Raw genomic sequence first — 23,488 nt, forward strand, 5'->3', positions numbered from 1 at the left:
TCCGGGGCCCGCCCGCCCCGGTTCGGTCTGCTCCGCGGGCGTGACTTCCGGCTGCTCTGGATCGGCGAGAGCGCCAGCAGCCTGGGCAGCGCGGTCACCGGCGTCGCCCTCCCCCTGGTCGCGGTGACCACGCTGGACGCCTCCGCGTTCGTGGTCAGCGTGCTCGCGGCGGCCACGTGGCTGCCGTGGCTGGTCATCGGGCTGCCCGCGGGCGCCTGGGTGGACCGGCTCTCGCGGCGTACGGTGATGCTGGTGGCCGACTACGTGTCCATGGCCGCCTTCCTCAGCGTGCCGATCACGGCGGCCCTGGGCCTGCTGACCACCGTCCAGCTCATCGCGGTCGCCCTGGTCGCGGGGACGGCGAAGGTGTTCTTCGCGACCGCCTACCGGGCGTACCTGCCGTCCCTGGTCCAGGAGAAGGACCTGCTGGAGGCCAACGCCAAGCTCCAGGGCGGCGAGCAGGTGGCCAACCTGGCGGGACCGGGCGCGGCCGGGCTGGTCGCGCAGCTGTTCACGGCCGTCGGCGGGCTCCTCGTGGACGCCGCGAGTTTCGCCGTCTCCGCCCTCTGCCTGCACGGCGTCCGGCACCGGGAGGTCGTCGAGAAGGCCCCGCGCCGACGGCTGCGCAGCGAGATCAGGGAAGGGCTGCGGACGGTCGTGGGCGACCCGCTGCTGCGCGGCAACATGCTCTACGGGTGCCTGGCCAATCTGGCGCTGACCGGTTACAGCTCCCTCCTGGTCGTCTTCCTGGTCGGCGACGTCGGGCTGAGCCCGGCGACGACCGGCGTGCTGATCGCCGTGACGAGCCTGGGAGGCGTCATCGGCGCCTTCGCGGCGCGGCCGCTGGCGGCGCGGGTGGGCAGTGCCCGGGCGTACCTGATCGGCAAGGCCCTGCTGCCCCCGACCGGCCTGTTCATCGCCTGCGCCGACCAGGGGGTGCTGCTGGTGCTGTTCGCCGTCGCCAGCATCGTGATCGTCGCCGGGGTCGTCGCGGGGAACGTGCTCTTCTCCGGCTTCGTGCAGAGCTACGTGCCCGCGACGCTCATCGGGCGGGTGAGCACCAGCAGTCAGGTGGTCAACTTCGGCGCGATGCCGCTGGGCGCCCTGCTGGCGGGCACGCTGGCGGTCACGCTCAGCGTCCGGGCCGCGCTGTGGGTCATGCTGGGCGTCTTCGCGCTCAGCGGGCTGATCCTGCTGGCCACTCCCCTGCGCCGGATGCGGGATCTGCCGACGGGACGCATGGAGCCGCCCGCCACGCACTGACGATCACGTACGGGGGGCACCCGCCGGAGGCGAGTCCAGGAAGTCCGGCGGGCCCCTCGGCCGGGCTATCCTGAGGCCCCCGATCACGTGGTGATCATCGGACGCCGTCCGCACCAGAGGCCCGGAGGTGAGACATGCAGGAAGACCGGGAGCAGGACAGCCGGCCCGAGGCGCGCCGGGTGCGGATGATCGACGTGGCCAACTCGCTCGGCCTGTCCCGGGCCACCGTCTCGCTCGTGATGCGCAACAGCCCGCTGGTGTCGGAGGCGACCAGGAGCGCCGTGCTGACCGAGGCCGAGCGGCTGGGATACATCTACAACCAGGCCGCCGCCAACCTGCGGACCCAGCGCAACGACCTGGTCGGGCTCGTGATGCCGGACGTGATGAACCCGTTCGTGGCCGAGGTGTCGCTGGGCGTGCAGGAGGTGCTCGGCGAGGTCGGCTTCTTCGTCATGATCGCCAACACGGTCGACCGCGTGGACCTGCAGCGGCAGATCCTGCGCTCCCTGGTCGAGCACCGGGCGGCCGGCGTGGTCACCATCCCCGCGCTGACCTCGGCCGCGGAGCACTTCTCCGGGATACGCCGCAGCGGCCTGCCGACGGTGCTGCTGCTGCGCCACATCGACGGGGTGGAGCTGCCGTTCGTCGGCACCGACGAGGGGGCGATCGGCCGGCTCGGCGCCGAGCACCTGATCACCGTGCACGGCTGCCGCCGGGTGGCCTACTTCGGCGGCGACCCGCTGGCGTCGCCGCGCGTCGGCCGGATGGAGAGCTTCCGGCGGGCGGTCACCGCGGCCGGCGCCGACTGGGACGAGAGCTGGTCGGAGCCGCTGGAGGCGACCGCGGAGGCCGCCTACCACCGCGCCGCCGAGCTGCTCGCGGCCGGGCCGCCGCCCGACGGGGTGCTGTGCCACAGCGACAACGTCGCCTACGGCCTGGCCAAGGCGCTGCGGCTCGGCGCGCGTGACGCCGCGCCCTGCGTGGTGCTCGGCATCGACGACCTCCGCCAGTCGGCGATGTGGAGCCCGCCGATCAGCAGCATCGCCACCGACCCGGTCGAGCTGGGCCGGGTCTGCGGCCGGGTGCTCCTCGCCGAGATGGGGACGCCGGTCGCGGGCAGCCGGACCCCTCCCGCGCCCGAGATCCACGCGCGCGCGTCCTGCGGCTGCCAGTAGGCACTCAGCCCGAAACCCCCCATTCCAGGGTTGACCTACCGGTTTATATCGGTAAGGTTGCTCTGCCGGTTTAGATCGATCTAAGTTGTCCCGGACGACGTTGGCGAGGCCGAACCGGCGCGAGCCGGCCGGCGGACTCGACCAAGGAAGGGGCATGGATGTCGACAGTTGTCCGCTCTCCACGGCAGTCCAGGCCGCGTCGGGCGCAGTGGCACCGGCGCGAGGACCGGGCCGGCCGGCTGATGTTGCTGCCGACCCTGCTGCCGTACCTCGCCTTCGCCCTGCTGCCGATCGGCTGGCTCTTCTGGTTCAGCTTCCAGCGCTGGAACGGGTTCTCGGCGCCGCGCTTCACCGGGCTCGCCAACTACCAGCGGATGATCGGCGACGAGCAGTGGTGGCTGGCCGTGCTGAACACGGTACGGCTCGGGTTCGGCCGGTTGGTCATCGAGATCCCGCTGGCGCTGGTGCTGGCCTACGTGTTCTTTCGCGGGGTGCGCGGCGGCACCGTGTACCGGACGATCCTGTTCCTGCCGCACGTGCTGTCGCCGGCGATCGTCGGCATCATCTTCGTCTTCCTGCTGCGGGAGACCGGCGGGCCGGTCAACCAGGTCCTCGTCGGATCGGGCCTGCTGGAGGCGCCGGTCCGGTTCCTGGGCGAGGCCGGCAGCGCGCTCGCCAGCCTGATCGGGGTCGGCGTGTGGGCCCATCTCGGGATCAACCTGCTGCTGTTCTTCGCCGGCATGATGACGATCCCCAACGCGCTGCTGGAGAGCGCGTCGCTGGAAGGCGCCGGCCACTGGTCGACGCTGCGGCACATCGTGCTGCCGCTGCTGGCCCCGGTCACGCGGGTGGTGGTCCTGATCTCGATCATCGGGACCTTGCGCAGCTTCGACCTGGTCAAGACGCTCACCGACGGCGGCCCGGCCGGCAGCACCGAGGTGATGTTCACCTACCTCTACCGGTTCTTCTTCGAACCGGAGTCGGTGCCCCAGATCGGGTACGCCGCCGCGCTCGGAGTCACCGCCAGCGTGATCGTCGGCATCATCTCTGTGGCCTATCTGCGGATCAACCGGAGCGGGAGGACCGCGGCGTGAGCACCCCCGTCATCACAGAGACACCCGGCAGGACGGCCGCGCCGGACGCGCCGGCCCGGCGCGGGCGGCGGGTCCGCCCGGTGACGGTGCTGGTGCACGTGGTGCTGGTCGCGGCGGCGTTGATCATGCTCTCGCCGCTGGTCTTCGGCCTGTTCGCCTCGGTGTCACCGCTGGAGCAGATCCTCAGCAGGAACGGCGGCGTCCTCCCCCGGGTCTGGGAGTGGGGCACCTACCTCCAGGCCTGGACCACCGCCAGCTTCTCCCGCTATTTCGTCAACAGCCTGATCGTCACGGCCCTGGTCGTGGTGCTGGACACGCTCGCCTCCAGCATGACCGGGTACGTGCTGGCCCGGCGCCGGCTGCGCGGCCAGCGCTTCCTCGAAAGCGTGTACGTCGGCACTCTGTTCGTCGGCCTGACCACCGCGACGCTCTACCCGCAGTACGTGATCGCCCAGGCGCTGGGCCTGGACAACCTGCTCGGGATCGCGCTGGTCCAGCTGGCCGGGATCATGCTGGTGCACATCTTCCTGATCAAGGCGTTCGTGCTCGGACTCGGCACCGAGATGGAGGACGCGGCCCGGGTCGACGGCTGCGGGCTGTTCGGCACCTACTGGCGGATCGCCTTCCCGATGATGCGGCCGATCCTCGCCACCACGGTGATCCTCGGCTTCCAGGCGTCCTGGAACAACTACCAGGTGCCGCTGGTGTTCTCGCTCGCCGCGCCCGACCTGCGCACTCTGGTCGTGGGCGTGAGCGCGCTGCAGTACGACGCCGCCGAGGGGATGACGCCGTACAACACGGTGCTGGCCGGGGCGAACATGGCGCTGGTGCCGATCGTGGTGATCTTCATCGTGCTGCAGCGGCACTTCGTGCGCGGCTGGACGGACGGGTCGGTGAAGGGATGACCCTGTTCGCCCCGGACGGTGCCCTGCTGCGCGGCTGGTCCCGCTGGTGGTTCTGGGCCTGGACCAGCTGCTGCTGGTTGCTGATGAGCCTCCCCGTGCTCACCGCGCCGGCGGCCACGCTGTGGCTGATCGCCCAGCAACGCCGGCACGCCCGCGGCGAGGCCGCACTCGGACCGGGCGAGACGCTGCGGTTCCTGGCCCGCCGGCTGCTGCCGGCCCTGCCGCTGGCCGGCTGCCATCTCGGGACCGCCGCCCTGGTGCTCATCGGCCTGCTCGGGCCCTCGCCCGGCGGCCCCTACGGCTGGCTGGTGCTGACCACCAGCGTGGTGGCCGGGGTGACCTGGCTGCTGGTCGCCCCCTGGTCGGTGGTGATCTTCGAGCGCACCGGCCGTACCGTCGCGGCCCTGCGGGCGGCCTACCTGCTGGCGCTGTCGCGGATCGAGCTGGCGCTGAGCGCGACCGCGGCGGTGATCGCCGCCGCTGCCGCCGCCCCCTTCCTGGCAGCTCAGGTGCCGTACCTCGGCCTGCCGGCGCTGATCGCGCTGCCCGGAGCCACGGCCAGTCTCGTGATCATGCTCTGTGACCGGGCCGCCACGGTTCGAGGCACCATCCCCATTGACCGGATCAGCTCTGGTCCGGTTACTTCTGGTTGAGAAAGGCCCCCCGATGACGCATTCCTCCTTGACCCGCCGCGGCTTCCTCGGCACGCTCGCCGCCGGCGCCGCGGCCTCTCTCGTCGGCTGCGGCAGCTCCCCGACCGGCTCCACCGGGCCGGGCGGGCTGACCACGATCGTGGTCTGGGATCGGGCCGGCGCGCACGCCAAGGCCCGGCAGGAGTTCTTCCGCACCTGGAACGCCCAGCAGGGCAAGTCGCTCGGCATCGAGGTGCGCTACGAGCCGCAGGCGACCGACAAGTACGAGGAGATCGTCCGGCTCGGCTTCCAGACCAAGCGGGCGCCCGACCTCTTCCACAGCCCTTCCGCGCAGCTCGGCGCGTTCGTCGCGGCCGGGTGGGTCCGGCCGCTGCCGGACCTGGTCGACCAGGCCGTGCTGGACAAGGCCGCGCCCTACCACCAGCGAAACAGCGAGCTGGTCTGGGACGGCGCGCCGTACGCGGTGCCGACCACCGCTTTCACCAACCGGCTGCTGATCAACACCGACCTGTTCGAGCGGGCCGGGCTGGACCCGGACTCGCCGCCGGCGACCTTCTCCGAGGTACGGCGGGCGGCGGCCGCGATCACCAAGGTCGGCAAGGGCGAGGCGTTCGGCATGCTGATCCCGATCAAGGCGACCGGGTTCCGCCAGTGGAGCGTCGACGTCCCGCTGCTCGCGGGTGACCCGGCGCTGGCCCAGTTCGGGCTGTTCAACGCGGCCGCGGGGACGTACGAGTCGGCCAAGTACGCGCCGCTGCTGGAGCTCTACCGGACCATGATCACCGACAAGACCGCCTACCCGGGCGCGGCGACCCTGACCGGCGACGTCGCGATCAACGCCTTCGGCAAGGGCGAGGCCGGGATGTACATCACCAGCAGCGCGGTCGTGTCCTCGCTGACCGATCTGGGCAGCAAGGTCAAGGCGATCGCGGCCCCGCTGCCGGTGCCGGACGGCCAGAAGCTGGTGCGGTCGCCCATGAACGCCGGCTACCCGTACGCGATCTCGTCGACCAGCCAGAACCCGGAGAAGGCCGCCGCGGTGTTCGAGGTGATGGTCGGCGACGGCGTCCAGGAGGCGCTGGCGGCCAAGGCGGCGCCGCCGCTGAACAGCGCCGTCTGGGACTCGGCCGCGATCAAGGACAACGCGCTGCTCCAGCAGTTCCGGCCGGCCGAGCTCGACCGGCAGTGGCCGAAGACGCCGGGCGGCCTGCTGCAGGTGAACGGGGAGAGCGTCGATCAGACCGTGGAGAAGCTGCTGCTCGACCCCTCGGCCCAGCTCGAACCCGCGCTCACCGCGATGCGGGATCGGATGCAGGCCGCTTACGACGCCGCCGTGAAGAGCGGCGAGATCGACCCGCAGGAGTTCCGGGCGTGACGGCCCCGAACGTCGTCGTCCTGCTGGCCGACCAGTGGCGGGGCCAGGACCAGGGCTGGCTCGACGACGCCAGGGGCCGGGCCTCCCAGGTCCGCACCCCGCACCTGGACCGGCTGGCGGCCGGCGGCGCCGCGGTCGCCGGCGGTCGCGCCAGCTCGCCCGTCTGCGGGCCGAGCCGGGCCGGCCTGCTCACCGGTCGCCTGCCGCACCAGCACGGCGTGGTCGCCAACGACCTGCCGCTGTCGCCGCGGCTGGAGACCCTGGGCACGGCGCTGTCCGGCGCGGGGTACCGGACCGCCTGGATCGGCAAGTGGCATCTGGCCGGGCTGCCCAGGGACAAGTGGGTGCCGCCGGCCGCCCGGCCGGGGATCGGGCACTACGCCGGCGTCGACTGCTCCCACGATCACCTCGACGGGCACTACTACACCGCCGACGGGGCCAGGGCCGGCTTCACCGGTTACGAGCCGGAGGTGCAGACCGACCTCGCGCTGGAGTTCCTCGGCGCGCAGCGGGGCCCGTTCTTCCTCACGGTCTCCTACAACCCGCCGCACGACCCGTACGACTCGGTGCCGGCGCGCCTTCGGACCGGCTACCCGGTCGAGGACGTGAGGCTGCCGCCCAACACGCCTGGCGGCGACGAGCAGCGCGAGGTGCAGCGGCTCTACTGGAGCGCGATCACGGCGGTGGACGCGCAGATCGGCCGGGTCGTGGCGGAGCTGGACCGGCTCGGGCTGCGCCGGAACACGATCATCGTGGTCACCTCCGATCACGGCGACCTGCTCGGGGCCCACGGCCTGCGCGCCAAGCAGAGCCCGTACGCGGAGGCCGTCCGCGTGCCGATGGTGATCAACGGACCCGGCGTCCCCGCGTGCCGCCCCACCGGGCTCCTCGGCCTGGTCGATCTGGCTCCGACCCTGCTCGGGCTGCTCGGGCTGCCCCCGATCGGGACGTACGGCCGCGATCTGAGCGATCAGCTCCGGTCCGGCGGGCCGCTGCGCCCTGAGCTGCTGATCGGCAACTGGGTCAGCTTCGACAACGGCTACGACCAGGGGATCGCCGAGTGGCGAGGTCTGGTCACCGGCGAGCTGACCTACGCGCGTACCGTCGGCGGCCGGCCGTGGCTGCTGTTCGACGACCGCGCCGACCCCTGGCAGCTGGACAACCTGGTCGCCGACCCGGCGTCGGCCGGGCGGGTCGGCGCGGCCGACGCCCGGCTGTCCGAGCTGCTGGCCGAGTCCGGGGACGCGTTCCCGCCGGGCGACCGGCTGCTGACCGAACTGGACCTGATCGACGACTGGAACGCCCGCGAATCCGCCCTGCGGGGCGACCGGGCCCGGCTGCTGCCGCGATGACCGTCAAGCTCGCCGACCTGCTTTGTGAGGAGAGACCCGTTCATGGCCACTCGCCCGAACGTGCTGTTCGTGATGACCGACCAGCAGCGGTTCGACACCATCGCGGCGCTCGGCAACCCCCATCTCGCGACGCCCAACCTTGACCGGCTGGCCGCGCGCGGGACCGTGTTCGACAACGCGTACTCCACCTCCCCCGTCTGCGTCCCCGCGCGCTACACGCTGCGCAGCGGTTGCGAGCCGACCAGGACCGGGGTGTACGACAACGCCGTCCCGGACGGAGGGCACGCCGCGATCCGGGATCGCTGCGGCCCGTACCTGGCCGAGGCGATGAGCCTGCGCGGCTACCGCACCTGGGGCGTGGGCAAGTTCCACACCGTGCCCTGGGACGCGCCGCTCGGCTACGACGTGCAGCGGCACAGCGAGGAGTTCTACACCACGCCCGAGCAGCGAGCCGGCGACTCGTACGCGGCGTGGATCGCGGCCGAGCATCCCGAGTACGACTGGATCGAGGCCCTGATGGGCGAGCGGACCGACATGTACTACATGCCGCAGCTCAGCCCGCTGCCGGCGGATTGCACCGTCGAGTCCTGGGCCACCCGGGAGGCGATCGGGCTGATGGCCGCCGACGACGGCCGGCCCTGGTTCGGGCTCGTGTCCTACATCGGCCCGCATCCCCCGTTCGCGCCGCCGCTGCCGTACAACCGGATGTACGACCCGGACCTGATGCCCGACCCGGTGTGCGGCGATCGCGACGTCGATCATCTCGATCAGCACATCCCGTGGATGAACCACCTGGTCTACGCCGAGGACGTCGACCCGCACCGGGCCCGTACGCTCAAGGCCCGCTACTACGGCGAGATCAGCTACATCGACGGCTGCATCGGCGACCTGCTCGACGCGGTGGAGCGGAGACCGGACGCGGACAACACCGTGATCTGCTTCTTCGCCGATCACGGCGACCTGCTCGGCGACCATCACGGCTGGCAGAAGGAGAGCTTCTTCGAGGCGTCGGCCCGGGTGCCGTTCCTGATCTCCTGGCCGGGCCGGGTCGCGGCCGGCGCCCATCGAGCCGAGCCGGTCTGCCTGACCGACCTGTTCGGCCTGGCCACGTCCGCGGCCGGGCAGCCGGAGCTGCGGCAGGGCGCTGACCTGCTCGGCCTGCTGACCGGTACGGCGCCGCCCAGGGAGACGCTCTTCGGCTACCACGGGCGACCCGGCACCCGGCGGTTCAAGGCGATGGTCAGGCAGGGCGACCTGAAACTGATCTGGCTGGCCAACGGCGGGCACCGGCTGCTGTTCGACCTCGCGGCCGATCCGCACGAGGTCGAGCCGGTGCAGGCGGAGCGTCCTGCGGACGCCGAGCGGCTGACCGCGCTGCTGGCCGGGCAGCTCAGGTCCGAGGGCGTGGCCGAGGCCTTCGACGGCGACGCGCTGCGGACCTTCCCGTACGAGGAGTGGCCGCTGACCCGGATCCACCAGTTCGACCTGTCGCGCGGGGTGACCGGCTTCGGCGCGGGCCCGCGGCAGGGGTGACCGGCGGCGGGCTCACCAGGTCACCGGGAGGCGGTGCACGCCGTAGATGTCCATGCCGTCGCGCGTCGGCACCTCCTCCGGCGCCACGGCCAGGCGCAGCGTCGGGAAGCGGGTGGCCAGGGCGGGCAGCGCGGCACGCATCTCGACGCGGGCCAGCTGCTGGCCGAGGCACTGGTGGATGCCGTGGCCGAAGCCCAGGTGGCCGGCGGCCTCCCGGCGCAGGTCCAGAACGTCCGGGTCCGGGTAGCGCAGCGGGTCGCGGTTGGCGGCGGCCATCGACAGCGCGACGGTCTCGCCGGCCCTGATCACCTGGCCGTCCAGCTCGACGTCCTCCAGCGCGGCCCTGGCGCCGGTGTGGGTGATGGTCAGGAACCGCATCAGCTCCTCCACCGCCTTGCCCGCCAGGCCCGGGTCGGCGCGCAGCAGGGCGAGCTGGTCGGGGTGCTCCAGCAGCGCGAACGTGCCCAGCGCGATCATGTTGGTGGTGGTGTCGAGCCCGGCGCCCAGCAGGAAGCCGCCGATGCCGCCCAGCTCCTCGTCCGACAGCTCCGTGGAGGTCAGGTCGCTGAGCAGGTCGTCGGTGGGGTGGGCGCGCTTGAGCACGACGAGGTCGCCGATGTAGCGGGTGATCTCGGTGTAGGCGGCGTACTGCTCCTCCGCCGTCGCGCCGCCGGCCACCGTGGCCGCCAGGCTCTGGAAGCGGTCGCGGTCGTCGTACGGCACGCCGAGCAGCTCGCAGATCATCACCGCGGGCACGGGCCGGGCGAACGCCTCCACCAGGTCCGCGCCCGGGCCCGCGGCCTCCATCGCGTCCAGGTGCTCCTTGGTGAGCGCCTCGGCCCGCTCGGTGAGCAGGTTCATCCGCCGGACGGTGAACTTGCCGGTCAGCAGCTTGCGATAGCGGGTGTGCTCGGGGGCGTCGAGCCCGGTCAGGTCACCGATCGGCGCGGACGGTATCGGCCCGACGTCGGCCAGCGGGTAGTGCTGCAGCTCGTAGCGGGAGCTGAAACGGGGGTCGGAGAGCACGGCGCGGACCTGGCTGTGGCCGAGCGCCAGCCAGCCGGCGTGCCCGTCGGGGAAGACGAAGCGGCGCAGCGGCTGCTCGGCCCGTAGCCGGGCCAGCTCGGCCGGCGGATCGAACGGACGGCCGGCGGGGCGGGCGACGGGAAGGGCGGCCAGGGGCTCGGTCATGTCGGTTCCCTTTCTGCAGGCGTGAACGATGTGCGCGTTATGCGAACACTGTACGCACGGCGAACGTCGTACGCAACCCGCCAACACCGTGCGCCCGCCTTCCGTCACCGATGACTGAAGGGGCGTCCCCGTCATGTTCAGTCACGTGACGGAGGCGGTCCGCGGGGGCCCGGGGCTAGCCTCGTCGCCATGAGGCTGATCAATGACCAGCCGGCCGTCAAAGCCCGCGCGTCACGACGCCGTCGTGCTGATCCGCACCGCGAGCGTGGACGCCGCCCTGGAGCTGCGGGAGAGCCCCGCCTACCAGGAACTCGGCGAGACCCTCCGCACGGCCGCCCGCCGGACCCGCGAGATCGTCGCGAGCAACGCCGCCCGGCTCGGCGACGTGGACCACAGCCAGGACCACGCCTTCCTGTTCAACTACTTCTACGCCGACGACCGCGAGACGCTGCTGAAGATGTGGGAGTACACCGCCGGGTGGTTCCAGGCCAAGACCGCCCTGCCCAACTCCGCGCTGATGCGGCCGCTGGAGGGCGAGCCCGCCGACTATGGGATCATCAACCACGCGAGCTGGCCGAGCCTGCGTGCCTTCCTGCCCGGCCTGATCTTCCGGCCGACCTTCCGCAGCTTCGTGCTGGCCAACTTCAAGGCCAACGGCATCGCCGCGCAACCGATCATCTACCGCCGGGTGTGACTCAGGTCAGCTCCGGCAGCCGGATCAGCTCGGCGCGGGAGGTGACGCCCAGCTTGGGAAAGGCCTTGTAGAGGTGGGAGGCCACCGTGCGCGGGCTCAGGAACAGCTGGGCGGCGATCTCGCGGTTGGTCGCTCCCGTGACGGCCAGCCGGACCACCTGCAGTTCCTGCGACGTGAGGCCGAGGAGCAGGAGGACGGGCCGCGCGCCGGCCGCGAGCTCTCGACGGTGCGAGAGGCCTAGACCGGCGATGCCTGGACACGGGGATGCCGGGAGCGCGGTGCCCCCGGCATCGCCGCGACGTGCCTACCTCAGCGTGAACGCACGGGCGGTGGTCTGCTCGACCTTGTTCCCGCCGGTGTCCCACGCCTCGGCCTTGAGGCTGACGGCGCCCTTGGTCTGGGCGAGCGCCGGGTAGGTGAGCGTGGTGGTGTACACGCCGTCCCTGCCCTTCTTGACCGTCGCGCTCTTCCAGGTCTGGCCGTCATCGGTGCTGTAGGAGAGCTTCAGCCCGGCGATGGCCGGCAGCTTCTCGGTGGACGGCGCGTGGCTCACGTCGATGTCGAACGTGTGCCGGCGCCCGGCCTGGACGCTGTTGTCCAGCGCCTGGGTCTCCCCGAGGTCGTAACCCACGAACACCAGCGGCTGGGGCCCGCACGGTCCGGTCAGCTGCGGCAGGAGCACGCAGGTGTGGGTGTCGGTGACGGTGGCCTTGTCCCGGCCCTTGGACCGGAACGTCCACACGTTGGTGTTGCCGCGGCCACTCTGTTCGAGCCGGTAGACGCCTTCCTCCTTCGGCAGGTTGTACAGCGGGTAGATGCTGCCCTGGTAGCGCGGAAGCTCCTTGCCGTCCTTGGACAACTTCGCGAGAGCGTTGGCGTAGGTGTCCTCGCGTCCCTGCTCTCCGTTGCCGTTCACGAGGCTGTAGGAGGCCATGAAGATATCGCCGGCCCGGCACATCGGGCATTCCAGCCGATAGCCGCTCCCGAGCGAGGGCATGATCAGGCTTCCGGGGGTGAACACGCCCGACCCCCAGTTCCGGGTCTCCCTGCCGGGCTTCTCGATCGCCGTGGCGATCTTGAGGTCCTCACCGCCGCCGGTGTTCACGATGCCCAACCGGAGCGTGTCCGCGGAGAACCCGCTGAAGTACTCGGGCCGCTGGGCAGGTCCTGTGAAGCCGAAGGCCACCGAGAACGACGTTTTCTCCAGGGGCTTGAAGCTGTGCCAGGTCTCGGTCTGCAGCCCAGGACCGTCCGGAGTGTGGAAGTCGGTGTCCACGGTCCGCAGCCGGTTCTGGGAGTAGCGGTAGGTGAGGTCGCCGGGGATCTTGCCTTCCTCGTACTCCTGCAGCTGGTAGGTGTAGTCGATGTCGGGAGTGCTGGTGATCTCAAGGGTGACGGGGCCGCGGGCCAGCTGGGTACGCAGCTTCCCCGCGGCCGTCCTGGTGATCTGCGCCACCGGGAGCTCCGTCTTGCCGGCTCCATGGTTCGAGACGGGAGTCTGGCAGGGGGTGACGGAGTCGTCGGCGAACAGCACGATGCCCACGGCGCCGGCGGCCTTCAGCTGCTGGACGCGGTCGATGGGGATCTCGCAGTACCCGGTCGGGCCGACGGCGAGCAGCGCGAGCTTCCCGCGAAGGTCCGTGGCGGCGATCTCCTCGGGACTGGCGGCGCCGACGTAGGCCAGCTTGTGGCGGCTCAGCCCCGCCGGGAAGGGGACGTCCTCCGGACCCAGGCTCTGTCCCTTGTCGAAGTACTCGTTGGTCACGGATGCGATGGAGTACTTCTGCGGGGCCACGGCGCGCACGGCCACCTGCTCGTTGATCGCGGTGAGCCGGGTCGAGAACAGGAACTTGCCCTTGGTGACCTTCTGGGTCGGGGAGACGTACCGGTCTCCGATCGTGATGAGGCCCATCTCCCCCGCGGTCACCGGGCTGCCGTCCCATGCCGTGCGCACGGTGGTGATGGCGCCGACAGCGTGCCTCCGGTCGATCGGCTTCGGGGTGTCGTAGCGCAGGAGGACGGCCTTGCGGGCGTCCAGGGTGACCTCGAGCCCGCTCTCCGGGACGACGACCTCGGGATTCAGCAGCGTGGCGTTCGGGCCGGCCGCGCCGTCGGGCGACTGGTGCACGATGCCGGCCGAAACGGAGTAGGTGCCGGGCTCGACCATGTACTGGTAGGCGCCGTCACCTAGGTAGTTGGCCCCGCGAACGCCGTAGACGCCGGGGACGTCGACCGCGCTCGCCCCGGTGAAGAACTCCATGGGACCCGGGGCCTGACCGTTCCTGTTGATGGCGCGGACGGTCAGCGGGACCCGCTTGGGTCCGCGTACCAGGCCGATCGGGGTCGTGACGCGCACCCCCGCGGCGTCGGTGGCCACCAGGGCGCCGGTGTAGGCGCCCTTGACGAGACCGTCCGGGTGCAGGGTGACGGTGACCTCGGCGGTTCCGCCCGCCGGGACGGTCACCGTCGGGGCGCTGAGCGTCAGCGTGTCCGCCGTGTCCTTCATGGTGGCGTCGAGCGTCAGGGTCACCTCGGCGTCGCCGTCGTTGGCGTAGGTGACGGTCCTGTCCACGGTGTCGTTCTTGTCGACCGCGATGTAGCCGAAGTCGGCGTTGGGGGTGGTGGCGGTCACCTTCTGGGAGACGGCCCTGGCCACGTCGACCCGGCCGGCGCCCTGCTGGTAGGCGGTGTGCCCGGCGTCCTTGGCGGTCGACATGAGCGCCGCCTTGAGCCGTTCGCCGCGCCAGTCGGGGTGCTCCTGGGCGAGGATGGCCGCGGCCCCGGCGACGTGCGGGGTGGCCATCGAGGTGCCCGAAAGCGAGGTGTAGAGGTCGTCGACGGGGGTGCCCAGAGTGGTGCCGGCCGCGCGGGCGGCGATGATGTCCACACCCGGTGCGGCGATGTCCGGCTTGAGCGCGCCGTCGTTGACGCGCGGACCCCGGCTGGAGAACTCCGCGAGTCCGTCGGACTTGTCGGTGGCGGCCACGGTCAGCGCCGACGCCGCGGAGCCGGGCATGCCGACGGTCTCCGTGTCGGGCCCGGCGTTGCCGGCGGCGATGACGAACAGCGCGCCGGACGACTTGCTGAGCTCGTCGACGGCCTGCGAGAGCACGTCCGTGCCGTCGCTGGGGTCACCGCCGATGCTCATCGAGACGATCTTCGCCTTGGCCTCGCCGACGGCCCACTCCATGCCGGCGATGATGGCGGAGCTCTCACCGGATCCCTTGTTGTCGAGGACCTTGCCGATGGCGAGCTGGGCGCCGGGCGCGACACCTTTCCGGGAGCCGCCGGAGGCGGCGCCGGATCCGGCGACGGTGGCGGCGACGTGGGTGCCGTGGCCGTGGCCGTCGGCCACTTCCTCGCCGGGGACGAAGCTGCGGCTGGTGACGATCTTCCCGGCCACGTCGGGGTGGGCGGCGTCGACTCCGGTGTCGAGGACGGCGACGGTGGTGCCGGAGCCGTCGAACCCGGCCTTCCACGCCTCGGGCGCGCCGATCAGCGGCACGCTCTCCGCGAGGTCGGCCTTGACCTTCCGGTCCAGCCAGACCTTGCCGATGCCGCCGGTCAGCGACTTGAGCTGCTTGTCCGGCGTCGCGGCGCTCTGGCCGCGCAGGGTGGACCAGAAGTCCGTGGCGCTTGCCTTGTCCACCGCCACCGCGGCGCCGTGGATGCTGGGCAGCGAGCGCTCGGCGGTGCTCGCGGGCAGGGCCTGCGCGGTGGCCGCGATCGAGGCCTGCGGCGCGCTGCCCTGGTACTGCACGATCAGCGGCAGCTGCTTGTCCGCGTCGTCGGCGAAGCCGTTGGCCGCCAGGTACCGCACGTCGAACAGGCGGCGCTCCAGGACGCCGGCCTCGATGGCGGGCCGCGCGTCGTCCGGGATGACGAAGATCCCCTCCGGGCTCGCCTCGCTCCGGAAGTTCGGGGTGCTGCCGTCGGGGCGGCGGACGGCCTGGGGGGTCGCGGTGTAGCGGCCGCTGCCGTCCTGGGAGAGCCGGACGGTGTCCCCGGTGATCAGCGTGACGGTCCACTGACGGCCGCCGGGGCCGGTCAGTGCGGTGACGTCGCTCCCGCCCTCGGGGGCGGCGTTCGCGGCCGCGGGGGTGAGCAGGCCGGCGACCAGCGCCGTGACGGCGGCCCCGACTAACACTCTGGACATGATGCGTTCCTGTCTTCTTGCTGAACGGGGGACGGGGCGGCGCTCTGGGCGCGCCTCATACGTCGACCCAGCTGTCGTCGAGCTCGGGCGCCGGTGCGCTGTCGGCGTCCTGCTCGTGGTCGTCCTTGTCTTCGGGAGCACGCTCGGGCATGCGACAAGAGTCAAGGATGTCGCAGAGAGTTATCTATGGGGTGAATGACCCATTTATTGCAGTTCGGCCAGGCGATGCGCGATCGCGGCCCGCGAGTGCAGGCCCAGTTTGCGCATCGCGGCGCCCAGATGCTTCTCGACGGTCTTCGCCGACACGAAGAGCTCCTTGGCGATCTCCTTGTTGGTCAGGCCGGTGGCCGCCAGCCTGGCGACCGCGCTCTCCCGTGGTGACAGCTCCGAGCCGTAACCGCGAGGGCCGCCCCGATGGCGGACCGGCGAGGACAGGCCCCGCTGCCGGGCCAGCTTGGTGGCGCGATCGAGATCCCAGTGCGCACCGAGCCCGCCGTACCCCTCGATGGCGGCCGCCAGGAGGGCGGCGGCCCGCTCGTCATCGACGGCGAACAGCCGCAGGGCGGCCTGCTCGCGCGCCTGCGCGGCCTCGTAGGGAGCGGGGAGCCGGTCGTACGCGGTGGCGGCGGCCGTGAACCGTTCGGCGTCGCCCGTCAGGAAGCCTCTGGCGTGATCGAGCGCCGCCGGCACGAGCGGGGCGTCCAGCGCGGCGAGCTCCCGATCGAGGCGTGCCACCAGCTCGGCGGCCTCGTCGGCGCGCCCGACGCTGACCAGCGCCTCGGCCAGGGCCGGAACCGCCCGCACGCCGACCGGCCACAGGTCCTGGTCCGCCCACAGGGCGAACGCCTCAGCGGTGCCCGCCACCGCCGCGCCCGCCTCGCCTTGTGACGTGGCGAGCCTGAGCAGCGCGCCGACCGGTAGCGGCAACGCGTCGACGGCGCCCATCCTCAGGTTCTCGCGCACCATGTCGTCGAGCCGGATGCCGTCGAGCCGCCCCTGTGCGAGTGCCAGGCAGTTCTCGACCGTCTCGATCAGGACGCGGTACGTGCGCTGGTCGGAGAACCGGTCGCGCAGGTCCTCGGCCTCCTCGGCCAGCCCGTGCCACGAACCGCTGCAGTAGGCCTGGACCACGAGATCCACCCGGCATCTGAACTCGATGAGCCGGGTGACGTCGTGCCTGACCGCCTCCGCGAGAGCCAGGCTCAGCAGGTCCTTCGCGGCGTCGTGGTGTCCGGCGAGCGTGGCGTTCGCGCCGACGGATTCGTAGGCCATCACCTCCCACCGGCTGGCCGGACGCCTCCCGGTCTGCTCCAGCATCTGCTCGGTCAGCGCCGCCCGGCGCGGATCGCCGACACAGGTCAGGACCATGGCGACCTTGCCGAGGATGGAGACCCGCCACTCGGGTTCGGCGATCGCCGGGATCAGGTCACGTGCCCGGTCGAGCCACGACAGATGCTCGGCGAGCGGGATGCCGGCGCCGGTCGGTATGCCCAGCCCCACCATCGCCGAGGCCGCCAGGAAGGGATTGTCCACCAGCTCGGGAACGGCCGCGGCGATGTGGGAGTACCGTTCCCGCAGCGCGCCCGATCTCTCGTGCTGCAGGCCGATGAGGTAGTTCAGCTCACCGCGCACAGGACCGGCCGGCTGCCGTTCCACGGCCCCGCGCAGCAGGTCGATGACCTCCTCGGCGGACAGCGCGTAACTGCCCGCCCATCCCAGCCGCACCGCGAGCCGGCCCTCCCTGGCCGGATCGAGGGGGGCGTGCCTGAGCACCGCTTCCAGCAGGCGCTCCGCCTCGGCGTCGTTGGCGAGGGCCACCGCCTGTGCGGCGGCCTTCTCCGCGGCGTCGACCCACGCGTCGAGGTCGCCGGCGCGGCGGAGATGGTGAGCGATCTGCCCCAGGGGCTCGGGGCGCTGCCGCGACACGGCCGCGGCCGCGCGCGTGTGCAGCGCCTGCCGCCTGGGCAGCGGGACGCTCTCGTACACCGCCTGGACGGCCAGCATGTGCCGGAACCCCACGGCATCCGCCCGCTCGGCGAACAGGCCGCGCTCCAGCAGCTCGACCAGGCCCGCGCGGGCCTCCTCCGGCGGCGCGTGGCAGGTGGCCACGAGCACGGACACCGGCACGGGCACCTGCAGCACGGCCGCCGCCTCCGCCATCGCCTGCGCGCTCCCGCTGAGGCCGCGCACGCGCTCCAGCACGGAATCGCGCACCCCGGCGGGGACGTCCAGCTCGTCGAGCGCCTTGCGCGCCCACCCGGTGCCGTGCTGGATCAGCGTGCCGCGGCTGCGCAGGAGCGCGACCAGCTCCTGGATGGCGTACGGCAGGCCGGAGGCCCGCTCGCAAAGGTAGACGGCGAACTCCTCCGACACCTGCTGGGTGCCGAGGATCGCGGCGGTCAGCTCGTTGGTCTCGGCCACGTTCAGCGGCGCCAGGACGATGTGGGCCCGCGTCACCTCGGCGCGACGCCGGGTCATGAGCGCTCTCATGCCCGGGCCGGCCTCCTCGCCGCGGAAGGTGAGCACGAGGGCGAGCTCGGAGGGAGGATCGGCCAGCAGGTAACCGAGGAACTCCGCCGTCTGCTCGTCGGCCCAGTGCAGGTCCTCGAGCACGAGCACCACCCGGCCGAGCGCCCTGAGCAGCTCCGCCAGCCCGCGAAACACCTGGTGCCGCCGGCCGGCGGGGTCGTCGAGCGGCGTGAGCGCGGGCGGGAGGAAGGGAGCCAGCTCGGGCAGCAGCGGATGCAGCGCGGCGGTCACCGGTGACAGGCGCACCCGCTCCAGGCGCTCGCCGGTGCCGCGCAGGGCGTCCAGGAGGGGGCCGAGCGGGAACGGCTCGCGGATCTGCGCGCATCCGCCGACCAGCAGCAGGCGATCACCGAGCTCGGAGGCCAGCTCGCCGACGAGCCGCGTCTTGCCGATCCCCGCCTCGCCCTCGATCAGGACGACGGCCGGAACGCGCGTCACCACCGACAGCAGGCTCCGCAGCTCCGCGGCCCGGCCCACGAGCACGGGGGAGATCATCCGGTCTGCGGTCACATCGGCATCGTCCATGGTCAGTGCCATTGAAGCGCCATTTGTAGCGGTTTGTCACCCCTGCGCTCCGCAGCTCCGAGCTGATCCGCGACGGGGCGGTCAGGGCCGCGGCAGGATCTCCACGTACCCCTCGGTGCCGTTCACGGGAATCAGCTGCCCGTCTTCGATGCGCCGGGTGGCGCCCTCCACGCCGGCGACGGAGGGATCGGAGGTGATGACGCGCGGCGGGATGAGCCGCGTCTTGTCGATGTCGTGGAACCCGAGGACGTACCCACCCATGGCTCAATCCCGCCTCCGCAATTAAAATACAGTACACACCTGCATTCAAATATCACGGTACGGGTCTGCTCTGTAATTCATCGGGTGGTGTGCGGCTCGGCGGGTCCGGCCGGGCCCGCGGAGCCGCACCGGCCCTCAGTGCACTGCGAGCAGCACGGGCCAGGTCTGCGGTCCGACGACGCCGTCGACCTCGATCCCCGCGGCCGTCTGCAGGTCGCGGATGCCCATGGAATGGGCCGGGGTGAACGTCGTGTCACTGATGCCGCTCAGCCCCTGGACGTCCCTGGCGAGCATCAGGTGATGCATCGTGCGGACGTTCGGTCCCTGGTCGCCCTGCTTGAGTATCGGGAGCTCGCGCATGATGGCCTCCGTCCAGCTCTCGTTCTTCTCGTAGTCCGGGTTCCAGAATCCGGCGATCACCGAGGAGTCCCGTACGCGCCGCTTGCACGCGTCGTCGGTGTTGCCCTCGATCGTCTGGAGCCGGCCGTCGCCGAGGTTCTTCTCGACCACGCCGATGTGGTCGATCCGGCCGATGGAGTTCGTGCCGCCCCAGTCGAAGAACACCAGCGAGCCGGGGCGCGCGTACTGCTTGATGTTGGCCGCGGTCCCCTCGTGCCAGCGGCCGAGTCGTTCGCCGTCCTGGGCGTGCCACACCGTGTAGGCGCGATCTCCGTTCGGCAGGACCGCCGCGGCGTTGTCGGAGTGCCGCGCCCAGTACGTGATGGCCATGTTGCACCACGGTTCGCGCAGGAACTCCGACCCGTTCCGCTCGGAGTACCAGCGGGTGATGATGTTGGGCCGGCCTGAGAGTCCGAGGTCGTTGCTCGCCCGTGCCACCATCTTTTCGGCGGTCATGATGGCATCCTCCTTCCGTTCGGCCCGTGCTCGTAGACGCCGGTCTCCGGGTCGAGGACATAGCCCAGTGCGACCAGGACCTGCTCCTCGTCCGGCTCGGTGGGACCCCAGGGCTGGGTGTCCACGGCTTCCGATACGAGTTCCGCTTCCGGTCTCTTGCTCATGATCATCCTTCCTGGTCGAGACGCGACGCACCTGACGCCAGGCGTGAGTGACGATCAGCGAACGAAACCCAGGGACGTCCTGGACGCCGCGCGTGTGCGGCATGGAGAAGCCGGCCGGTTTCGCCACCGGCTCCAGCAGCCGGGCCGCCGGCGCGGGCGACACCCTGCGGAGGCGACCCTGGCACGGATAGCGTGCCTGTTCGTACGCGTGCCCGCCGCCAAACCGACGTACCCCCCAAGTACACCTAAATCATCATTAATCGGCTTAAGTCGGGATGATGCGGGCGTCGTCCAGCTCCACGACGAGCATCTTGCCGAGCAGGCGAGGCAGGTCACCGCCGGCCGGCAGCGGGACGAGGAGGTTGACCCGGCAGGGCGCGAGCCGGCCGGGCTCGTACAGGTCCCCGTAGACCGCGGCGGGTCTCGCCCGCGCCACCGATGCCGCCACGGCGCCGACCGAGCGCAGGTGCGGGCAGTGCCGCAGCGCGATCGGCCGGCAGGCCCGGCAGCACGGCGGGGTCGCCGTCCACGCGGGGCCGGCCGGACGCGCGAGCCGGTCCCACTCGTCGCGCGGGATCAGCCACCGGATCCGGCCGTCGGCGCCGACCGCGGTGCCGCCGCAGACCTGGCAGCGGCGGCCGGTCATGGCGGCCAGGTGCCGGCGGGTGTGGATGGCGGCGAACTGCGGCGGGCCCCGGAGGCCGGTCAGATCGCGGTACCACAGCACGCCGAACCGGCGGTCGCCGGGCACTTCGTCCCGGTAGGACAGCCGGCCACCGTGCCAGCCGATCCCCGGGCCGGGATCGGCCAGATCAGAGCCCCAGCGGACGACCCAGGGAACGGGCAGGCCCCGCCACACGGCAGGAAACCGTCCTTCCACGAAGACCCCCCACCGGCTCGATGCGGTGCTTCCGGCGCTCCCCTCGGTCCGGCTTCCGGCGCTCCCCTCGGTCCGGCTTCCGGCGCCTCCCTCGGTCCGTGACCGCCGGGGGCACCGTCACGAGGACACGGAGCCGGAGAGCGGGCGGACCTCGTAGTGCTGCCGCACGGTCGACTCGTCCCCCTGGTTGGTGATGACCGCCACCCCGGTGGCCTGCGCACCCACCCCGTCCTCCGGGGCGGCATCCGGCAGCAGCAGGGTCAGGGTGATCTCGGAGCCGCTGCGGTTGACCGGGACCAGCACCGCCGTGACCAGCCGGCCGATGCCGATGGCGGACTCCTCCAGCCCGTCGCCGGTGAACTGCCGGTCCTGCAGATACGACGCGTCTCCGTCGACGGACAGCTCGCCCTGCCGGTACGTGATCTGGACGCCGGGCCCGCGGAGTTCGTACGTGGTCTCGCTCATTCGAGGTTCTCCATATCGGTTTGGACTGATGTGTCGCGGCTGGTCATTCCGTGGCCGAGGGGGCGATCGTGATGAGGCGCTGCTCGATCGCCTCCGCCTGCCAGGGTTGTTTCAGGACGAACCCGATGCTCTGGATGCTCGGGTCCAGGAGTTCGATGACGAACGTGCGCGTTCCCGCGCCTCCCGCCATCCCCTTCTCGCCCGCATCTTCCTCGAAGCGGGTGCTCACCACGCGTACGAGCGGGTCGCCGGCGTTCTGCAGGTCCCACCGGTAGCCCGATGAGGGTATTTCCGGCAGGCGGACTTCGATCAGCCCTCCGGACGCCGCCACCCGGGACGAAGGCCCTTCGCGTACCACTTCCGCTCCCATCCCTCGTCCGGCCCGCTACTCGTACCAGTAGGCGTCCTGGACGGAGCCGTTCGCGCCGATCCACCAGAGCTCCATGCTGTTGGGGATCCGGGACACCGCCGTGATCCCGGCGCCGGGCGCGGCGCTGCCGGCCGGGGCGATCTCGTAGCGGCTCCAGTTCGCGCCCTCGTACCAGTACGCGCCCTCGACCGAGCCGTTCGGGGCACTCCACCAGAGCTCCATGCTCCCGGGAATGCGCGACACCGCCGCGATCCCGGAGCCGGGTGACGCGCTCCCCGGACCGCCGATCTCGTACGTCTGCCAGCTCCCGCCCTCGTACCAGTACGCCCCCTGGACCGAGCCGTTCGGGGCGACCCACCAGAGCTCCATGCTCCCGGGAATGCGGGACACGGCGGCGATCCCGGAGCCGGGCGCGGCGCTCGCGCCGCCGCCGATCTCGTAACGGCCCCAGCTCCCGCCCTCGTACCAGAACGCCCCCTGAACCGAACCGTTCGGCGCCACCCACCACAGCTCCATGCTCCCGGGGATCCGCGACACCGCCGCGATCCCCGAGCCGAGCGACGCGCTCCCCGGACCGCCGATCTCGTACGTCTGCCAGCTCCCGCCCTCGTACCAGAACGCCCCCTGAACCGAACCGTTCGGCGCGACCCACCAGAGCTCCATGCCGGTGGGGATCCGGGACACCGCCGTGATCCCGGCGCCGGGCGCGGCGCTGCCCGCGGGGGCGATCTCGTAGCGGCCCCAGCTCCCGCCCTCGTACCAGAACGCCCCCTGGACCGAACCGTTCGGGGCCACCCACCACAGCTCCATGCTCCCGGGAATGCGCGACACCGCCGTGACCCCGGAGTCCGGCGACGCGCTCCCCGGACCGCCGATCTCGTACGTCTGCCAGCTCCCGCCCTCATACCAGAACGCCCCCTGAACCGAACCGTTCGGCGCCACCCACCAGAGCTCCATGCTGTTGGGGATCCGCGACACCGCGGTCACCGTGCCGGCCGTGGAGGCGCTCGCCTCGACGCTCAGCTGGAAGCTTCTCCACCCGCCGGGCAGCCGCACCCCCTCGACGCCGTGCATCGGGAACCGATTCAGCGAGCCGTCGGGGTCACGGTCGTTGCTCGTGTCGTCGATGCCGCACTCGCCGTAACCGATCCGGAAGAAGCCGCCGTCTCCCCAATCGGCTCCCCAGGAGTTCTTGGCGATCCAGCACTGGTCGGCGTCCGAATAGCCGATCACCTCGACGCAGTGGTAGCCGGCGTGACCTCCGGTCACGTGGCGGTAGACCTCGTTCGAGAGCGCGAAGAAGTCATCGTAGACGTGGAAGACCGCGCACACCGGCCCGCGCGTCGCCAGCCACTGCTTGCGTTCCGCGGTCGACATGAGCGTGGAATATCCCGTGGGCGCGTACAACTGCTTGTCCCGGTCGGGGTGCAACCGGCAGCCGGGATTCCCGGCCTCGTCGAACGCGCTCGGATAGGGGAAGAACTCTTCTGGCGGGATGCCGCGGCGCCCGGCCTCGTCAATGGCATCCGACGGCCACCACCCGCCGCAGCCCGCGCCGTGCGCGGAGCAGAAGTGCAGATCCGCCTCGCTGAGATCTATCTCGGCGCCCGTCGCGATCGAAACAGCCGACTCCACGACCGCGCAGGTGCAGAAGGACACGCAGGAGCCGCAGTTCAATTGATGTTTGACCGGAGACACATGATTACGCCCATTCATGTTCCGCCAGTCCACGGCGGCCGGAAGATTTGCGATGGCGGTGGTGTCGCGCGGGCGGGTGATCAGCTCGGCCAGCGCCTGGCGCGGGATCACCACGCCCAGCAGACCGTTCCGTTCGTCGTCGTCAAGGTCGGTGATCGGATTTGCGGTCGCTTGCCAGTTGGCGGTGCTCCGCCGCAGGATGTCTTTAAGCACGGAAATATCTGGGACGGGCACTGGGCGCTCCGGACAATGAGAAGTATGAGCGATCTTGACGCTGCGTTTCGCCCTCTCTGTTATCCCGCGCGGGCGGCCAGCGTAAGACCGGCGCGAAGTAAAGCCCGGGATGATTC

Annotated in this window: 20 protein-coding genes; 9 read left to right on the forward strand and 11 right to left on the reverse strand. The window is 71.4% G+C overall.

From position 1 onward, the window contains the following. The 8 genes from ETD85_RS32530 to ETD85_RS32565 form a co-directional block, all read left to right on the forward strand. Nucleotides 1-1,263, forward strand: a 1,263-nt coding sequence (locus ETD85_RS32530) for an MFS transporter (RefSeq protein WP_206058828.1), incomplete at its 5' end; no start/stop codon positions are given. 134 nt (nt 1,264-1,397) lie between these two features. Further along, nucleotides 1,398-2,438 (forward strand): LacI family DNA-binding transcriptional regulator, encoded by a 1,041-nt coding sequence (locus ETD85_RS32535; RefSeq protein WP_138693637.1) that lies wholly within the window; start codon nt 1,398-1,400, stop codon nt 2,436-2,438. Between the two features lie 158 nt (nt 2,439-2,596). After that, the gene (locus ETD85_RS32540; protein WP_138693638.1) at nt 2,597-3,532 is read left to right on the forward strand and encodes a carbohydrate ABC transporter permease; all 936 of its coding nucleotides are present in this window, start codon (nt 2,597-2,599) and stop codon (nt 3,530-3,532) included. Next, on the forward strand, nt 3,529-4,437 hold the full coding sequence (locus ETD85_RS32545) for a carbohydrate ABC transporter permease (protein WP_138693639.1): 909 nt from the start codon (nt 3,529-3,531) through the stop codon (nt 4,435-4,437). The genes ETD85_RS32540 and ETD85_RS32545 overlap by 4 nt, the downstream gene beginning before the upstream one ends. Continuing rightward, complete coding sequence (locus tag ETD85_RS32550) at nt 4,434-5,090, forward strand: hypothetical protein (protein ID WP_138693640.1); 657 nt, start codon at nt 4,434-4,436, stop codon at nt 5,088-5,090. Before ETD85_RS32545 ends, ETD85_RS32550 begins: the two co-directional genes overlap by 4 nt. Nucleotides 5,091-5,103: 13 nt before the next feature. Continuing rightward, nucleotides 5,104-6,465, forward strand: coding sequence for an ABC transporter substrate-binding protein (locus ETD85_RS32555; protein WP_138693660.1), 1,362 nt, complete (start codon nt 5,104-5,106; stop codon nt 6,463-6,465). Further along, on the forward strand, nt 6,462-7,817 hold the full coding sequence (locus ETD85_RS32560) for a sulfatase-like hydrolase/transferase (protein ID WP_138693641.1): 1,356 nt from the start codon (nt 6,462-6,464) through the stop codon (nt 7,815-7,817). Before ETD85_RS32555 ends, ETD85_RS32560 begins: the two co-directional genes overlap by 4 nt. Nucleotides 7,818-7,859: 42 nt before the next feature. Further along, entirely contained in the window at nt 7,860-9,350 is a 1,491-nt protein-coding gene (locus ETD85_RS32565; RefSeq protein ID WP_138693642.1) for a sulfatase family protein, read from the forward strand. Nucleotides 9,351-9,362: 12 nt separating this feature from the next. On the opposite strand, the gene ETD85_RS32570 is transcribed toward ETD85_RS32565, so the two are convergent. Beyond that, nucleotides 9,363-10,541, reverse strand: a complete 1,179-nt coding sequence (locus tag ETD85_RS32570) for a cytochrome P450 (protein WP_138693643.1) — start codon at nt 10,539-10,541, stop codon at nt 9,363-9,365. A 244-nt stretch (nt 10,542-10,785) separates the two neighbouring features. Here ETD85_RS32570 and ETD85_RS32575 point away from each other — a divergent pair, with 244 nt between their 5' ends. Next, nucleotides 10,786-11,235 carry a hypothetical protein gene (locus ETD85_RS32575; protein ID WP_138693644.1) on the forward strand — a complete coding sequence of 150 codons (450 nt, stop codon included), beginning with the start codon at nt 10,786-10,788 and terminating at the stop codon, nt 11,233-11,235. A 1-nt stretch (nt 11,236) separates the two neighbouring features. Here ETD85_RS32575 and ETD85_RS32580 read toward each other — a convergent pair whose 3' ends face one another. The 10 genes from ETD85_RS32580 to ETD85_RS32620 all read right to left on the reverse strand — a co-directional run bounded on the left by ETD85_RS32580 (nt 11,237) and on the right by ETD85_RS32620 (nt 23,351). Continuing rightward, on the reverse strand, nt 11,237-11,392 hold the full coding sequence (locus ETD85_RS32580) for a response regulator transcription factor (protein ID WP_379507987.1): 156 nt from the start codon (nt 11,390-11,392) through the stop codon (nt 11,237-11,239). A gap of 147 nt (nt 11,393-11,539) precedes the next feature. Continuing rightward, nucleotides 11,540-15,391 (reverse strand): S8 family peptidase, encoded by a 3,852-nt coding sequence (locus ETD85_RS32585; RefSeq protein ID WP_138693645.1) that lies wholly within the window; start codon nt 15,389-15,391, stop codon nt 11,540-11,542. A 204-nt stretch (nt 15,392-15,595) separates the two neighbouring features. Continuing rightward, nucleotides 15,596-18,430 (reverse strand): ATP-binding protein, encoded by a 2,835-nt coding sequence (locus ETD85_RS66980; protein WP_276617296.1) that lies wholly within the window; start codon nt 18,428-18,430, stop codon nt 15,596-15,598. 96 nt (nt 18,431-18,526) lie between these two features. Further along, the gene (locus tag ETD85_RS32595; RefSeq protein WP_138693647.1) at nt 18,527-18,706 is read right to left on the reverse strand and encodes a hypothetical protein; all 180 of its coding nucleotides are present in this window, start codon (nt 18,704-18,706) and stop codon (nt 18,527-18,529) included. Between the two features lie 135 nt (nt 18,707-18,841). Next, the gene (locus tag ETD85_RS32600; protein WP_138693648.1) at nt 18,842-19,561 is read right to left on the reverse strand and encodes a CHAP domain-containing protein; all 720 of its coding nucleotides are present in this window, start codon (nt 19,559-19,561) and stop codon (nt 18,842-18,844) included. Then, nucleotides 19,558-19,725, reverse strand: coding sequence for a hypothetical protein (locus ETD85_RS63435; RefSeq protein WP_170246951.1), 168 nt, complete (start codon nt 19,723-19,725; stop codon nt 19,558-19,560). Before ETD85_RS63435 ends, ETD85_RS32600 begins: the two co-directional genes overlap by 4 nt. Nucleotides 19,726-19,990: 265 nt before the next feature. Further along, nucleotides 19,991-20,605, reverse strand: a complete 615-nt coding sequence (locus tag ETD85_RS32605) for a hypothetical protein (protein WP_138693649.1) — start codon at nt 20,603-20,605, stop codon at nt 19,991-19,993. Between the two features lie 117 nt (nt 20,606-20,722). Continuing rightward, on the reverse strand, nt 20,723-21,070 hold the full coding sequence (locus ETD85_RS32610; RefSeq protein ID WP_138693650.1) for a hypothetical protein: 348 nt from the start codon (nt 21,068-21,070) through the stop codon (nt 20,723-20,725). A 43-nt stretch (nt 21,071-21,113) separates the two neighbouring features. After that, a complete protein-coding gene (locus tag ETD85_RS32615) occupies nt 21,114-21,440 on the reverse strand; it encodes a protease inhibitor I42 family protein (RefSeq protein ID WP_138693651.1) in 327 nt (108 codons plus the stop codon). A 15-nt stretch (nt 21,441-21,455) separates the two neighbouring features. Further along, nucleotides 21,456-23,351 (reverse strand): C1 family peptidase, encoded by a 1,896-nt coding sequence (locus ETD85_RS32620; protein WP_138693652.1) that lies wholly within the window; start codon nt 23,349-23,351, stop codon nt 21,456-21,458. Between the last annotated feature and the right edge of the window lie 137 nt (nt 23,352-23,488).

Source organism: Nonomuraea zeae, assembly GCF_005889725.1.
GTDB lineage: Bacteria > Actinomycetota > Actinomycetes > Streptosporangiales > Streptosporangiaceae > Nonomuraea > Nonomuraea zeae.